Annotated in this window: 9 protein-coding genes; 5 read left to right on the top strand and 4 right to left on the bottom strand. The window is 59.6% G+C overall.

The window, feature by feature from the left end:
• Positions 1-11: 11 nt before the first annotated feature.
• Positions 12-1,457, bottom strand: a complete 1,446-nt coding sequence (locus E0486_RS16805) for a hypothetical protein (protein ID WP_131853926.1) — start codon at positions 1,455-1,457, stop codon at positions 12-14.
• 295 nt (positions 1,458-1,752) lie between these two features.
• Here E0486_RS16805 and E0486_RS16800 point away from each other — a divergent pair, with 295 nt between their 5' ends.
• Both E0486_RS16800 and E0486_RS16795 read left to right on the top strand, forming a co-directional pair.
• On the top strand, positions 1,753-2,892 hold the full coding sequence (locus tag E0486_RS16800; RefSeq protein ID WP_131853924.1) for a YihY/virulence factor BrkB family protein: 1,140 nt from the start codon (positions 1,753-1,755) through the stop codon (positions 2,890-2,892).
• Between the two features lie 214 nt (positions 2,893-3,106).
• On the top strand, positions 3,107-4,570 hold the full coding sequence (locus E0486_RS16795; protein ID WP_131853922.1) for a glycine--tRNA ligase: 1,464 nt from the start codon (positions 3,107-3,109) through the stop codon (positions 4,568-4,570).
• A 102-nt stretch (positions 4,571-4,672) separates the two neighbouring features.
• On the opposite strand, the gene E0486_RS16790 is transcribed toward E0486_RS16795, so the two are convergent.
• The 3 genes from E0486_RS16790 to E0486_RS16780 all read right to left on the bottom strand — a co-directional run bounded on the left by E0486_RS16790 (position 4,673) and on the right by E0486_RS16780 (position 7,043).
• Positions 4,673-5,434 carry a YdcF family protein gene (locus E0486_RS16790; protein ID WP_131853919.1) on the bottom strand — a complete coding sequence of 254 codons (762 nt, stop codon included), beginning with the start codon at positions 5,432-5,434 and terminating at the stop codon, positions 4,673-4,675.
• A 73-nt stretch (positions 5,435-5,507) separates the two neighbouring features.
• A complete protein-coding gene (locus tag E0486_RS16785; RefSeq protein WP_131853917.1) occupies positions 5,508-6,245 on the bottom strand; it encodes a ferredoxin--NADP reductase in 738 nt (245 codons plus the stop codon).
• A gap of 339 nt (positions 6,246-6,584) precedes the next feature.
• On the bottom strand, positions 6,585-7,043 hold the full coding sequence (locus E0486_RS16780) for a hypothetical protein (RefSeq protein ID WP_131853915.1): 459 nt from the start codon (positions 7,041-7,043) through the stop codon (positions 6,585-6,587).
• 125 nt (positions 7,044-7,168) lie between these two features.
• Here E0486_RS16780 and E0486_RS16775 point away from each other — a divergent pair, with 125 nt between their 5' ends.
• The 3 genes from E0486_RS16775 to E0486_RS16765 form a co-directional block, all read left to right on the top strand.
• On the top strand, positions 7,169-9,748 hold the full coding sequence (locus E0486_RS16775; RefSeq protein WP_165917387.1) for a T9SS type A sorting domain-containing protein: 2,580 nt from the start codon (positions 7,169-7,171) through the stop codon (positions 9,746-9,748).
• A 185-nt stretch (positions 9,749-9,933) separates the two neighbouring features.
• Positions 9,934-13,326 (top strand): transcription-repair coupling factor, encoded by a 3,393-nt coding sequence (mfd, locus tag E0486_RS16770; RefSeq protein WP_131853911.1) that lies wholly within the window; start codon positions 9,934-9,936, stop codon positions 13,324-13,326.
• 292 nt (positions 13,327-13,618) lie between these two features.
• The coding region (locus E0486_RS16765) for an IS256 family transposase (RefSeq protein WP_131853707.1) at positions 13,619-14,739 on the top strand (1,121 nt) is incomplete at its 3' end.

Genomic DNA, 14,739 nt, shown 5'->3' with positions numbered 1-14,739 from the left:
TGCGGGTGCGGTTAATGCCGCAGCGCGGTTTTTGATTTCCCGGCGTCGGGCACCAGCGTGTCGGTGAGCGACCAGAGAAAATCGAGTTTGAGGGTGTTGCGGAAGGCCTTTCCGTCCATATCTATATAGGTATCCCCGGTATAGTTTGGCGCCGTGGCCACATTCTGGTTGTAGTTGGCCTGGGCGTGGCAGCTCATACAATTGCTGCGAACACCCACCACATTGGTCACCGCCTGCCCGTTGGTCACCACCACCGAGGTGGGCACGTTGCTCAGCACCGAGGAGTCGAAACCCGCTTCCAGGTAGGGATTGTAGGAATAGATGGAAGTGCCGCTGTTGTTGCCGCCCGTGAACGGCTGGTTGGGCAGCAGGAACGTATAAGCCATCGACATCGCGTAGTGGCGCGGCGTGCCTTTCAGCTGCTCCGGCCGGCTGTCGGCGATGCGCTTCGTGCTGGGCAGCGGCGGGTTGTCGGGGTCCGGCGCCCACCAGTAGGTTTGCCAGGTCCAGCGCTTGGTCTCGCGGCTCGTAACGTGCATGGCCAGCAGGATCGCCACGTCGCCGGCCTTTGCCTGGCGCAGCCCCTTGAAGTTGCCGCGGAAATGTGCGGCGGTGGCTTCGTCGAGCGAAAAGTGGATGAAGTCGCTGGCGTTATAGGTGTTCTCCGGGGTTGCCTTTCCATCGCCGCCGATCACACCGCCGTGGCCGTGGCCACGCTGGTTGCTCGGGTCCACGAACACACTGTCGGGCCACAGGTTGGCAGCATACGCCACCGCGGTGGCCGGCGGCCCGTTCCAAACCTTGAGCACATACAGCCCGTCCTTGTTCAGGTTGTCTTTCGTCAGCACCTGGAACACCGGCTTGACGGCCATCGACGCATTCGGGAAGTCGGGTACGCCGGCAGCGCCGCCGGCGAGCAGCGAGTCGAGAGTGGCCTGCCGCTTCAGGTGGTTGCGGATGGTAAAATCGGCCGCCACCGGGTTGTATTTTACAAAGCCCAGGATCTGGGCGCTGTCGGTGGGGTCGATGAGGTGGGCGCGCTGGCGGGCGTTACGCGCGTGCTCAAACTGGTGGGGCACCTGCAGCCTGCGGGCAAAGTTGCTGCTGGCCTGCAGCTGGGCCACGTCGGCGCCTTCCTGCGCCTGGAGCATCTGCTCGGTGGTCATCCAGGTTTCGAATACCCGCAGCTGCTCGTTGTTGAAGCGCTGGCTCGTAGTGTCGGTGAGGGACGCCCACAGGCCCCAGGCGTGCCCGATGATGCGGGCGGAGTCGTTGTTGTCGATCCAGGTGTTGAGCGTGGCTTCCGGTTCGGGGTAATGGTAATCGGGGATGCCGGGGTCGGGGAGTTCAACGGGCCGGATCGAAGTGCTGTTGGCAACGGGCGTTCTCGTGTCGGCGCTCGTGCAGCTCGCAAGCAGCAGGAGGCCGGCCGCGGCCAGAAAGAGGCGATGGTTCATAAATGTGTGTTTTGGTGGCGAAATGTCAGCACCGGCTGACGGAGGGCTAAACTACTCCGACTGCCCGCCACCGGCCTGCGCAGACTTACGCTTTTTGCTGCGTACTTATACGGTTTTTTGTTGCAGGAATGCGCAACCGAACACGCGGGCCGTTGAGGCAGGGGTAAAAGCAACGGGGAAATGGAGACAGCGGCGGCTTTTTTGCCGGCTTTTCAAGTGGGCCGCGGCGCCGGATCGTTTTCTGCGGCCATTCTGGCCGCTTTTTTGGACTGACTCCGCAAAACCCCCAACAGGAATGAACAAGAAATTCTCGTGGAAGTCGGTCTGGCCCCTGTTGAAGCAATCCTTCAAAGGCTTTTCCGAAGATAAAGTACCCAAGCTGAGCGCTTCGCTCGCCTACTATACCATTTTTTCGCTGGCGCCGATCCTCATTGTGATCATTTCCCTCTGTGGCATCTTCCTTGGCCAGGAGGCTGTTTCCGGGCAGCTCTTCGGGCAGATCAAAGGCATTGTTGGCGCCGAGTCGGCCAAGCAGATCGAGGAGATGATCCAGAACGCCTCGTTGAGCGGCAAGGGGCCGCTGTCGCTGGTGATCGGCATCGTGGCGCTGCTGGTGGGTGCCACCTCCATGTTTGGAGAAATGCAGGATTCCATCAACGGCATCTGGGGCCTCAAGGTCGCCCCTAAGGCGGGTATGAAGGCTGTGATCAAAAGCCGCCTCATGTCGTTCGGCCTCGTGGCCACCCTCGGCTTCCTGCTGCTGGTGTCGCTGACGGCTACGGCAGTCGTGGAAGGTCTCGGCAGCCGCCTCATGGCCCGCTTCCCCGATGCCAGCGTGGTGCTCTTTTACATCATCAACCTCGTGCTGACGCTGGCGGTGACCACCGCGCTCTTCGCGGGTATCTTCAAGGTGCTGCCGGATGCGAAGATCAAGTGGAAGGACGTGTGGATCGGTGCCGGCGCTACGGCCGTGCTGTTCCTTATCGGTAAATTCCTGATCGGACTGTACATCAACAAAAGCAATGTCGGCTCCACCTACGGGTCCGCGGGCTCGCTGATCGTGCTGCTCCTGTGGATCTATTACTCGGCCTTTATCCTGTACTTCGGTGCCGAGTTTACCAAGAATTACCTCGTCAGCTATGGTCCCGGTATCCAGCCCAACCACTACGCGGTGCCGATGGAAGGCGCCATCGTGGCATCGGCCGAGCCGAAAAAGCAGCCGCAGACCGAGCCGCTGGTGCCCGCCGACCCGCAGCAGCCCTGGCGCACGCGGCAATACCCGCAGCTGGCGCTCAGCGGCGTCAACGGCCCGCGCGACCCGCAGCTGGCCCATGCCGACCCGGTGCGCAAAGGCACCAACGTAGGTCCGGTCAAGGCGGTGCTGGTGGCCTCCATCGCTGCCATCAGCAGCCTCCTCCGCAGGGGCCGCACCTAAGCATTATTATGAAGAACCGGTAACGAGAAACGGTGAAAGCCGCTTCCCGGTGGAGGGCCCGCGAGGGCCCTTTGTTGTGCCGCCTGTCCTTCCAAGGGGGCAGCCATGGCGCAACCGGTTTCGCTTGTTCCGGCCTGTTGCCGGATCGTGCCCGCAAAGATTTTCCACATAAAGTACCCCCTTCGGGGGATAGGGCCCTTTATCTTTGCGCCCTATGGCAACGGACAGCAACAAGTTCCAGGCGATCATCGCCCATTGCAAGGAATACGGCTTTATTTTTCCCTCCTCCGAGATCTACGACGGACTTGCCGCGGTATACGACTACGGTCAGTGGGGCGCGGAACTGAAAAAGAACATCAAGGACCATTGGTGGAACTCGATGACCCGCATGTATGAGAATATTGTGGGGATCGACGCCGCCATCTTCATGCATCCCACCACCTGGAAGGCATCGGGCCACGTAGACAACTTCTCCGACCCGATGATCGACAACAAGGATTCCAAGAAGCGCTACCGCGTGGATCACCTCATCGAAGCCAAGATCGAGGAATTTGACAATGCCGGCCAGAAGGAGCAGGCGGAACAGCTGCAGCAGCAACTCGACCAGCTGACCGAGGCTTCCGACTTCGCCGGGCTTAAGCACCTCATTGAAAGCTATAAGATCGCCTGCTCGGTGAGCGGCACCGTCAACTGGACAGACGTGCGCCAGTTCAACCTGATGTTCTCCACCGAGTTCGGCGCCACTTCCGACGAGGGCGACAACACCATCTACCTGCGTCCCGAAACGGCGCAGGGTATTTTCGTCAACTTCCTCAACGTGCAGAAGACGGGCCGCATGAAGATCCCCTTCGGCATCGCGCAGATCGGCAAGGCCTTCCGCAACGAGATCGTGGCGCGCCAGTTCATCTTCCGCATGCGTGAATTCGAACAGATGGAGATGCAGTTCTTCATCCGTCCCGGCACCCAGAAGGAGTGGTACGAGTACTGGAAAACGGAGCGCCTCAACTGGCACCTTGGCCTCGGCATCGCGCCCGATCAATACCGCTTCCACGACCACGTGAAGCTGGCCCACTACGCCGACGCCGCCTGCGATATCGAATACAATTTCCCCATCGGTTTCAAGGAAGTGGAAGGCATTCACTCGCGCACCGACTTCGACCTGCGCAACCACCAGGAGTACAGCAAAAAGAAGATGCAGTACTTCGACAACGACATCGACCCCGCCACCGGCAAACCCTACGGCAACTATATTCCTTACGTGATCGAAACCTCCATCGGTGTGGATCGCACGGTGATGCTGGTGCTGAGCGAGGCCTACGAAGAGCAGGACCTGAGCACGGAGGAGAAAAAAGACAGCCGCGTGGTGCTGAAGTTCCCGGCTAAGCTGGCCCCCATCAAGCTGGCCGTGCTGCCGCTGGTGAAGAAGGACGGCCTGCCCGAAATCGCGCAGCAACTCATGAGCGATTGCCGCTCCTCGTTCAAATGCTTTTACGAAGAAAAAGACACCATCGGCAAACGCTACCGCCGCATGGATGCCATCGGTACGCCCTTCTGCGTGACCATCGACCACCAGACGAAAGAGGACGGCACCGTCACCATTCGTCACCGCGACAGCATGAAGCAGGAGCGGGTGCCGATGAGCGAGGTCAAAAATATTGTGCTCCTGGCAATGGCCTAAGGCCGCACCCAGATAACGCGGATCAAATAATTTGCTACAAACAGAAAGCCCATCGCAAAGCGATGGGCTTTTCTTAGCTGCGTGATGCATGCGATCTGCGTGCTATCCTTTTCCGGTGATCTTATAGGTCAAAACACCGAGCCATTCCTTGATGAGGGCATCCCAGTTTTTCAGCGCGGTGGCCTGCGGCAGGATGTAGTCTTCAACGACGTTGTTGCCTACACCGCGCGACACGAAATCGCAGGGGAAAATGGTAACGGGGATGCCCTGCTTTTCAAATACGGGGCGGGCCCGCGGCAGGTGCGACGCCGAAGAGATAAGCAGGAAGGGGCCGGGCAGGTGCAGCGAGTCGATGATCTTTTTAGTGTTCTGTGCATTCTCGAGGGTGTTGCGGGAGCGCACGTCGGTGTAGATGTCGCCCTCCGGGATGCCCAGCTGCACAAGTCGCTCTTTGGCCCAGGCTGCTTCCTGGAAACCGTGCTTCACGAGGTAACCGTTGCCGGCAGGGATGATGAGCTTGCGCAGGTGGCCGGTCTTGTACAGCAGGGCCGCCTGGATAAAGCGGTCGGAAGCGGCATTGAAGTAGCCTGCATCATCACGCAGGTTGTAATTCACGAAGCCGCCCAACACGATGCCGGCGGTATACTGCCCGGTCTTTTCCATCGCCACCGGGTCCGGCTCGTAAGCGCGGTACAGGGCGTTGATGATGGCCGGGTTGGAAAAGAAGAGCAGTGTAATCAGCCCCGCGCCGAAAAGGCGGCGCTTCCAGTGCGGCTTTTTGGTAAACCAGGCCCAGAGCAGCAGGATGACCACCCAGATGAGCGGGCGAAAAAACAACAGGATGATTTTCAGGAGGAGGAACATGAACAGTTTTTAGGTTGTGGTTTTCTCAGGCGCGAAATAACTACAAACCACAAACTACCAACGACAAACTTTCTCAGCCGTACAACTCCAGCGTCACATCCTTCTTGTCGTAGCCGAGCTTGAGGATGCGTTCTTTGGCTTCATCCACCATGGCCTTCCAGCCGCAGAGGTAAAAGCGGGCAGGGGGCAGCTCGCCGAGGCGCTTGAAGTTGAAGTCGACGCGCTCTTCGTAGATGGCGTGCACGTAGCCGCAGCAGCCGTCCCACTTTTCGCGGGAGAGGGTGGGGTGAAAATGGAAGTCGGGGAGACGCTCTTCCAGGGCGCGCAGCTCCTCGTAATACAGGAGGTCGCTTTGGGCGCGGGTGCCAAAGATGAGGTGGAGGCCCTGGTGCGGGATGTTGTGGCGCTCGATATGGTGGAGCATACTGCGAAACGGCGCGATGCCGGTGCCGGTGCAGATAAAGTAGAGGTCCTTGTCGAGTTCGGCGGGCAGCGTGAACACGCCCTGCGGGCCGCGGAGGGTCAGCTCGCTGCCGATCGTCACCTCGTGAAAAAGGTAGCCCGTGCCGGCGCCGCCCTCCAGGTGCACGATGAGCAATTCGAATTCGTTGCCCTCGTCGGGCCACGAAGCGATCGAATAGCTGCGCCAGCGACGGTTGGGCTTTTCGTGGATGGGGAGATCAAGGGTAACAAATTGCCCAGGCAAAAAGTGGAATTGTTCCACTTCGGGCACTTTTACCCAAAAGCGGCGCGTATTCCATGTTTCCTGTTCGATGCGGGTCACGTATCCTTTTCGCCAGGGCTGCAGCATAGGTTCCGTCTTTTGGTTAATAGCTACAAAAATGCGTTAAAGCCACTGTTTTCCGTCGTTAATCCCGGCACTAGCAGATATTGGCATAGAGCTTGAAAATTATATACACGTAGCGCGTTTGAAATGAAAACATTGATACTGCGCACGTTACAAACAAAGAAGAGTTTAACTCAACATACTTTTTGTCGGACGGTTTAGGTTAAAAGGGCTGGTATTCTTATCGGCCCTCTTTTTATTTAACTACTCAAGGCCGAAGCGGGAAGTCGGAAGTATGGTCAATCTCCGACAACCGGCCTTTGCTCCAACAGCTTCCGACTTCGCACTTCCGACTTTATTTCTTTATTCATTCATGATCGGTTCCAGCTCCTTCCAGTTTTTCAGCACCCGTGTATAGGTCTTTCCCTTCCACGTATAACGCACCTGCAGCGCACCCGCGCCGGGGCGAACGGGCCCCGCGGGCAGGTATATGCGCTCCACGATCCGGGTAGTAGGCGGTACGAGGGTGTCGGTACGGGGGGCTTCGGGCAGGTTGCGGTTCACCGAAAGCACGGGCGCCGTCACCCGCTCGCTGCGGAAGTCGTAGCGCTTGCCGCCGATGCGCACCTCCGTTAGGCGAAAGGCACCGGCCGGCCGGGCGAGGTAGACCTGGTAGTCCATCAGCGTGGCGTTCTTGCGGTTGGCGGGCACAATTCCCGGGTGGGAAGGGCGCGCATAGCCATAGAGCAACACCGACCGGTTCGTCTGGGCACTGCCGCCAAAAGCGGCCAGGAGCAGCAAGAGCGTGAAAATATTCCGCATGGGAGAGGGGGTTTACGCTGTGATATTCTGTAAATTTGAGAGTTTACTAACCATATCCTAATTATTTCCGAGACAAACTTTTTCCCACCGAACACATTTGAACTGCTTATCCTGATATGTCAACCATGAAATCCCTGATCAAGGCCGGCGTCGTCGCAGGCCTTTGCACTGCCGCCTGGTTCGGCTATGCCGCCTATCGTGCCGAAGGCCTCGAAGAACAAGAGGAACGCCTCGAGCAGGACGGAATGGAGCTCGCCAAGCGCCAGCAATTTATGATGCTGCGCGACCCCCAGCTGAATGCCATTCCCACGGGTCGCCTGGCCCAGGCCGACGCTGCCCGCCGCTCCCTCATCGCCAACGGGCGCACCGCCACCCTGCCCTGGCAGGAGCGCGGCCCGAGCAACGTCGGTGGCCGCACCCGCGCGATCCTCGTAGACCGCGCCGACGCTTCCGGCAACACCGTGCTGGCGGCATCCGTCAGCGGCGGCCTCTTCCGCTGCACCAACTTCCTCAACGCACCCGTGAGCTGGACGCCCGTGACGGCCGGCCTCTACAACCCTGCCGTGACCTGCCTGGTGCAGGACCGCAGCAACCCCGCCGTCATCTACGCCGGCACGGGCGAAGGCTGGTTCAACATCGACGCCCAGAAGGGCGCCGGTATCTTCAAGTCGACCGACGGTGGCCTCTCCTGGAGCGTGCTGCCTTCCACCACCGATTTTGAATACTGCCAGGACCTGGTGCAGGACAACAACGGCAACCTCTACGTGTCGCTGCGCAACAACCTGACGGCCCTGCGCGGTATCATGCGCTCCGCCGACGGTGGTATTACCTGGGCACAGGTGGCCGGTCTTCCCTTTACCAACCTGAACTACCGCACCGGCCGCGCCGCCGATCTCGAAGTGGCGTCGAATGGCGACGTATACGCTACCCTGGGCATCTTCAGCCCCGGTATGGTCATCAAGTCGGCCGCCTCCAACGGTGCTGCTATCGGTACCGCCGGCACTTGGGTGGACGTAACCCCTCCCTTCGCCGCAGCCACCAACCGCTGCGAGCTCAGCATTTCTCCTTCCGACCCGAACCGCCTTTATGTATTTCCGCAGGACAGCGTGACCTCGCAGGTGACCGAAGTGCTCCGCTCCGATAACGGCGGACAGTCCTGGACCACCGTCAATGCGCCCGTGGGTGTGAACAACGGCGCCGTGTCGCAGAACTGGTACAACCTGACCTCCGCCGTGGATCCCAACAACCCCGACATCGTCGTAGCCGGCGGCGCCAACGTGTGCCGCAGCACCGACGGCGGCCAAACCTGGAGCACCATCTCCACCGGTATTCACGTAGACCAGCACCTGCTGCTGTTCACCACGTCCAGCCGCCTCATCGTAGGCAACGACGGGGGCATCTTCGTGGCCAACAACGTCAACGAAGCGTCGCCCTTCTTCGAGAACAAGAACAACACGTTCAACGCCACGCAATTCTATGGGGCCGATTTCCACCCCACCGATCCCAACTACTTCCTGGCCGGCGCGCAGGACAACAATACGCAGCGCTTTACCACGGCCGGGTTGAACGTGACCACACCCGTGGTGGGTGGCGACGGCGGTATTCCCCACATCGACCAGACCGACGGCAACCTCAAGATCGCCGCCTACGTGGGCAATTCCTACTACCGCTCCATCAACGGCTCTACCTTCCAGGCCCTGACGGGCAATACCTCGGCTACCGGCCAGTTCATCAACCCTTCGGATCTCGACGATAACGCCAAGGTGCTCTACGCCGGCGACGACGCCGGTAAGATGACCGTAGTAAGCAACCTCGCCGCCACACCGGGCCGCGCTGTACGCTCCGTTACCGCGATGGGCAGCCGCGAGATCACCGCCGTGCGCGTAGACGCTTCGGGCACCAACACCGTATGGCTTGGCTGCTCTTTCGGCACTACCTCGGGCACCGCCAACAAGCCGCAGTTGCTGAAACTGACGAACGCCAACGCCACGACACCATTCGTGTCGGTCAACGCGGTGATCACCCCGGCTACCCCCGGTGCAGCGATCTCTTCCATCGACATCGACCCGGCCAACCCGGCCCACCTCGTGGTGACCCTGTCGAACTTCGGTGTGGTGAGCATCTTTGAAACGACCAACAGCGGCGGCGCCTGGACCAGCGTGGAAGGAAACCTGCCCGACATGCCGGTATACTGGGCCCTGTTCGTGCCCGCACGCATTGAGCCCAACGGAGCCGGCAACGGCGCCGGCGGCATGATGATCGGCACCGACCTCGGCGTGTGGTTCACGACCTCCCTCAACGGCACTGCTACCCAGTGGGCTCCCTATGCCAACTTCCCCGTCACGCCCGTGTATATGCTGAAATACCGCGCCTCCGATCGCCTGGTGGTCGCCGCCACGCACGGCCGCGGCCTCTGGACCACCGTGCTCACCGAAGCCACCGGCGTATCCAACGTGACCGCCACGCGCGACTTCATCCGCTACATCTCGGCGGCCAACGACCGGCTCACCATCGTGCCCGGCACCCTCAACAACGTGCGTCGCATGACCATCGAAGTATACGACACCCGCGGCGGCCTCGTGCACCGCGAAACCCGCGCCTACGCCACCGCGCAGCTGCCCACTTCCAGCTGGGCCCGCGGCGCCTACATCGTTCGCATTACCGGCGAGCGGGGGGAAGTTTTTGTGCAGCAGGTGGTTCGATAGTCAAAAGTTTGCAGTCAATAGTTTACGGTTTACAGTTGCGCAAGCGACGACAGAATAGAAGTCCCGGTCTGGTAGACCGGGACTTTTGCATTCAGACGCCCCTTCAGCCGTCACCAACAAACTGGAAACTGTAAACTGCAAACTCCTGGCTCCCAAACCTGTCCCGTCAGTACTTTTGCCCCTTCATGACTGTAGCCGATCTGCTCAAGGCGTACCAGAATACCCCCCAGGTTTTTTCATTGGTGGACGGGCTCACCGCGTCCGGTGCGCAGCGTTTCCTGCTCCGCAACCTGCGCGGCAGCAGCACGCAATTCGTCGCCGCATCGTTGTTTCTTCACCCCTCCTGCAGCAGCCTCAACCACCTGGTGATCTGCAACGATGCCGAAGACGCGGCCTATTTTCACAACACCCTGGAAAGCCTCACCGACGCCCTCAACATCTACTATTTCCCCTCGTCGTTCAAGAACCGCAAGAACTACCGGCTGCTCAACTCCTCGCACGTGATGCTGCGCACGGAGGCGCTGATGAAGTTCGCCGCCGCCGCCGGCCACCGCGCCGGCACGCTGGTGACCTACCCCGAGGCGCTGTTTGAAAAGGTAGTAGTGTCGCGCGCGGTGTCCGAGTCGGTCATCCACCTCAAGACCAACGACGTCATCCAGCCCGACGAGCTCTTCGAAAAGCTCGTCAGCTACGGCTTCGAGCGCACCGACTTCGTATACGAGCCCGGCCAGTTTGCCGTGCGCGGGGGCATCCTCGACATCTATTCGTTCGGCAACGAAAAGCCCTACCGCGTGGAGCTGTTCGGCAACGACATCGACTCCATCCGCATCATCGACCCCGAAACGCAACTCTCCGAGCGGCGCCTGCTCCAGGTGTCCATCATCCCCAACGTGGAAACGCAGTTCACCGACGAACAGAAAGTGTCGCTCCTGGAATTTCTCCCTGAAAACACGGTGGTGTGGATGCAGGACGAAGAGCTGACCCACGAGCACCTGCTGACAGCCGAAGAAGACCTGGGCCTGTTCCTGGAGCTCCGTGCCGGAAAGACCGACAAGGAAGAAGAGGACGAAAGCCTCGAGAAGCGCGAAGTGACGGCCGCCGATTTCATCAGCCCGCAATCCTTCCGCGACGAGCTGGAGCGCCGCCACCTGGTCCACTTCGGTCCACAGCGGCCCGAGAGCCGCATCGACAAGGAAGTGGAATTTCATACGAAAGAGCAGCCCGCCTTCAACCGCCAGTTCGACCTCCTGATCAAAGACCTGAAGGCCTGGGAAAAGGCGAACTTCACGCTGAACCTCTTTGCCGAAAACCCGCGGCAGCTGGAACGCCTCTTTACCATTTTCAAAGATCTCAACGAGGAGATCCAGTTCCAGCCGCAGGCGGTGTCGATCCACGAAGGCTTCATCGACGAAGACCTGAAGATCGTGTGCTACACCGACCACCAGATCTTCCAGCGCTACCACAAATACAAGGTCAAGCAGGCCTACAACAAGAACAAGGCCCTTACCCTCCGCACGCTGCGCGAGCTGCAACCCGGCGACTACGTGACGCACATCGACCACGGCGTGGGCGTGTATAGCGGCCTGCAAAAGCTCGATGTGAACGGCAAGCTGCAGGAAGCGGTGCGCATCATTTACCGCGACAACGACATCCTCTACGTCAACATCAACTCGCTGCACAAGATCGCCAAGTTCACCGGCAAGGAAGGCTCCGTGCCCAAGGTGAACAAGCTGGGTTCGGATGTGTGGTCGAAGCTGAAAGAAAAGACGAAGACGAAGGTGAAGGAGATCGCCTTCGACCTCATCAAACTATACGCGCAACGAAAGGCGCAGGTGGGCTTCGCGCACAGTCCCGACAACTACCTCACCACCGAGCTCGAGGCCTCCTTTATTTACGAAGACACGCCCGACCAGAGCAAGGCCACGGCCGACGTGAAGAAGGACATGGAATCCTCGTCGCCGATGGACCGCCTCGTGTGCGGCGACGTAGGCTTCGGTAAGACCGAGATCGCCGTGCGCGCCGCTTTCAAGGCGGTGGTGGACGGCCGCCAGGCCGCCATCCTGGTGCCTACCACGATCCTGGCGTTTCAACACTTTAAAACGTTCAGCGAGCGCCTCAAGGATTTTCCCGTGACGGTCGATTACATCAACCGCTTCAAGACCGCGAAGGAAAAAAAGGAAACACTGAAGCGCCTCGAGGAAGGCAAGATCGACATCCTCGTGGGGACGCACGCCATCCTGAGCAAGGACGTCACCTTCAAGAACCTCGGCCTCCTCGTGATCGACGAGGAGCAGAAGTTCGGCGTGGCGCACAAGGAAAAGATCAAGACCCTCCGCACCAACATCGACGCCCTCACACTGACGGCCACACCCATCCCGCGCACGCTGCAGTTCTCGCTCATGGGCGCCCGCGACCTGAGCATCATCAACACGCCGCCGCCGAACCGCCAGCCGATCCAGACCGAGGTGCGCGTATTCCAGGAAGACTTTATCCGCGAGGCCATCTACTTCGAAACCGAAAGGGGTGGGCAGGTGTTCTTCATCCACAACCGCATCCAGGGGCTCGCCGAAATGGCCGCCCACATCAAGGGGCTTTGTCCCGACCTGAGCATCGGCTGGGCCCACGGCCAGCTCGAAGGCCACGAGCTCGAAGAGCGCATCATGGATTTCATCGAGCGCAAGTACGACGTGCTCGTGTGCACCAACATCGTGGAGAGCGGCGTGGACATCCCCAACGTGAACACCATTATCATCAACAACGCCCACCAGTTCGGCCTCTCCGACCTGCACCAGCTGCGCGGCCGCGTCGGGCGTTCCAATAAAAAAGCCTTTGCCTACCTGCTGGCCCCGCCGATGAGCACGCTGCCCACCGACAGCCGCAAGCGCCTGCAGACCCTCGAACAGCACTCCGACCTCGGCTCGGGCTTCCAGATCGCCATGCGCGACCTCGACATCCGCGGCGCAGGCAACCTGCTGGGCGGCGAGCAGACCGGCTTCATGGCCGAGATCGGATTCGAAACCTACCAGAAGATTTTGGAGGAAGCAATCCGCGAGCTGAAGCGCACCGAGTTCAAAGACCTGTTTAAGGACGAGATCACGAAGCAGGACGACTACGTGCAGGACTGCACCATCGACACCGACCAGGAGATTCTCATCCCCGACTCGTACGTGGAAAGCATCACCGAGCGCCTCGCCCTCTACTCGCGCCTCGACAACTGTGAGAACGAGGAAGAACTCGTGGCGATGGAGGAGGAGTTCCGCGACCGCTTCGGGCCCATCCCGCCGCAGGTGCAGGACCTCTTCATGACGGTGCGGGTGCGCAAGCTGGCGGTAAGCCTCGGCTTCGAAAAGCTCCTGCTGCGCGATTCGTCGCTCAAGTGCTATTTCATCAACCGCCCCGACTCGCCCTACTTCGAAAGCGACCTCTTCAAGCGCATCCTCGACTTCCTGCAAACCGGCACCAACAAAGCCCGCCTGAAGCAGGTGGGCCGCGTGTTCCTCCTCGTGGCCGAGCCGATGCGCACCATGAACGAAGTACACGACTTCCTCAAGCACATGCAGGGGAAAGTGGTCCAGTAAGTCGGAAGTCGGAAGTCGGAAGTCGGAAGAAAAGGTTTTGAGGGTTTTGATAGGTTTCGGTAGCCGGATGGCGACGGGCGGATGCCCGTCATTGCGAACGAAGTGAAGCCCGTCCGACTGGCGTTAGCCGGGCGGGCAAGCTCCTCCGTTACGCGGCGGGCTTCCACCTTACAGAAGTTGCATATTGAAGTGGGCGCAAGCCGATTTCGTTCTGGTGCTGGAAAACTGTTTCCAGGAGAGTGTAAACTAAACTGTGTCAGGTTGAGACGATTTCTCATCTTTAAAACAGTTTATGAAAAAGGAAAAGAAGGATTTGTTGTCCGGCCTTGATCCGGAAGTTCGCCAGCAGGCCCTGGATCAGTTTATGAGCGGGAAGGCGGTTTTTGGCAAGGAGGGCGCCCTGGGGCCTTTGCTGCAGCAGTTGCTGGAAGCTGCCCTGGAAGGGGAACTCGCCGCGCATTTGAAGGAAGAACAGCCGTATTTAGAAGGGGAGGCGAACCGGCGCAACGGTTTTTCCCGTAAGCAGCTTCGAACCGCCGCCGGCACTATCGAACTATCCACGCCCCGCGACCGCCTGGGTTCCTTTGAGCCGGACCTGGTCAAAAAGCGGCAAACCATTCTGGCCGATAACCTCGAGGAAAAGATTCTGGGTTTGTACGGGCTGGGGATGTCGCTTCGGGATATCTCGCGGCATATCGAAGAGATGTACGGCACCGAGATCTCCCACACGGTCTTATCCGAGATCACCGACCGGGTGGTTCCTGCGGTGAAGGCCTGGCAGAGCCGGCCCCTGGACCCCGTCTATCCCATTATGTGGCTGGATGCCATGTACTATAAAGTGCGGGACGAGGAGTCCGGTAAGGTGGTGACGCGCTGCCTGTATAATATACTGGGCATCCTTCCCTCGGGCCACAAGGAGGTATTGGGCTGCTACGTGAGCGGGTCGGAAGGAGCGCGCTTCTGGCTCTCGGTCCTTACAGACCTGAAGAGCCGCGGGGTAGAGGACGTGCTGATTGCCTGTATCGATAACCTGAGCGGATTTGACGATGCCATCAGGACGGTGTATCCGTATTGCGACGTGCAGAGCTGCATCGTCCACCAGTTGCGCAACTCCGCCAAATATGTAGCTTCTAAAGACCAGCGTGCTGTTCTAAAGGAGCTGAAGGCGGTGTATGGGGCCGTGAACCGAAGTGTTGGGGAGAGCGCCCTGGAAGCCTTTGCAGGCAAATGGACAAAGCAGTATCCGCTGGTGGTGAACTCGTGGCAGACCAACTGGGATAAGCTCTCCACCTTCTTCGATTACCCGGAGCACGTACGCCGGGTGATCTATACGACCAACACCATCGAAGGCTATCACCGGCAATTGCGCAAGGTCACCAAAACAAAAGGAGCCTTCGTCAATGACATGGCGCT

This window comes from Flaviaesturariibacter aridisoli (genome assembly GCF_004343705.1).
Taxonomy (GTDB): domain Bacteria; phylum Bacteroidota; class Bacteroidia; order Chitinophagales; family Chitinophagaceae; genus Flavisolibacter; species Flavisolibacter aridisoli.
This window is presented reverse-complemented; position numbering and strand designations above follow the sequence as displayed.

Coding starts and splice junctions, on each gene's coding strand:
- E0486_RS16800 (WP_131853924.1), top strand. CDS start 1,753: ATGAACAAGAAATTCTCGTGGAAGTCGGTCTGGCCCCTGTTGAAGCAA.
- E0486_RS16780 (WP_131853915.1), bottom strand. CDS start 7,043: ATGCGGAATATTTTCACGCTCTTGCTGCTCCTGGCCGCTTTTGGCGGC.
- E0486_RS16795 (WP_131853922.1), top strand. CDS start 3,107: ATGGCAACGGACAGCAACAAGTTCCAGGCGATCATCGCCCATTGCAAG.
- mfd (WP_131853911.1), top strand. CDS start 9,934: ATGACTGTAGCCGATCTGCTCAAGGCGTACCAGAATACCCCCCAGGTT.
- E0486_RS16785 (WP_131853917.1), bottom strand. CDS start 6,245: ATGCTGCAGCCCTGGCGAAAAGGATACGTGACCCGCATCGAACAGGAA.
- E0486_RS16805 (WP_131853926.1), bottom strand. CDS start 1,457: ATGAACCATCGCCTCTTTCTGGCCGCGGCCGGCCTCCTGCTGCTTGCG.
- E0486_RS16790 (WP_131853919.1), bottom strand. CDS start 5,434: ATGTTCCTCCTCCTGAAAATCATCCTGTTGTTTTTTCGCCCGCTCATC.
- E0486_RS16775 (WP_165917387.1), top strand. CDS start 7,169: ATGAAATCCCTGATCAAGGCCGGCGTCGTCGCAGGCCTTTGCACTGCC.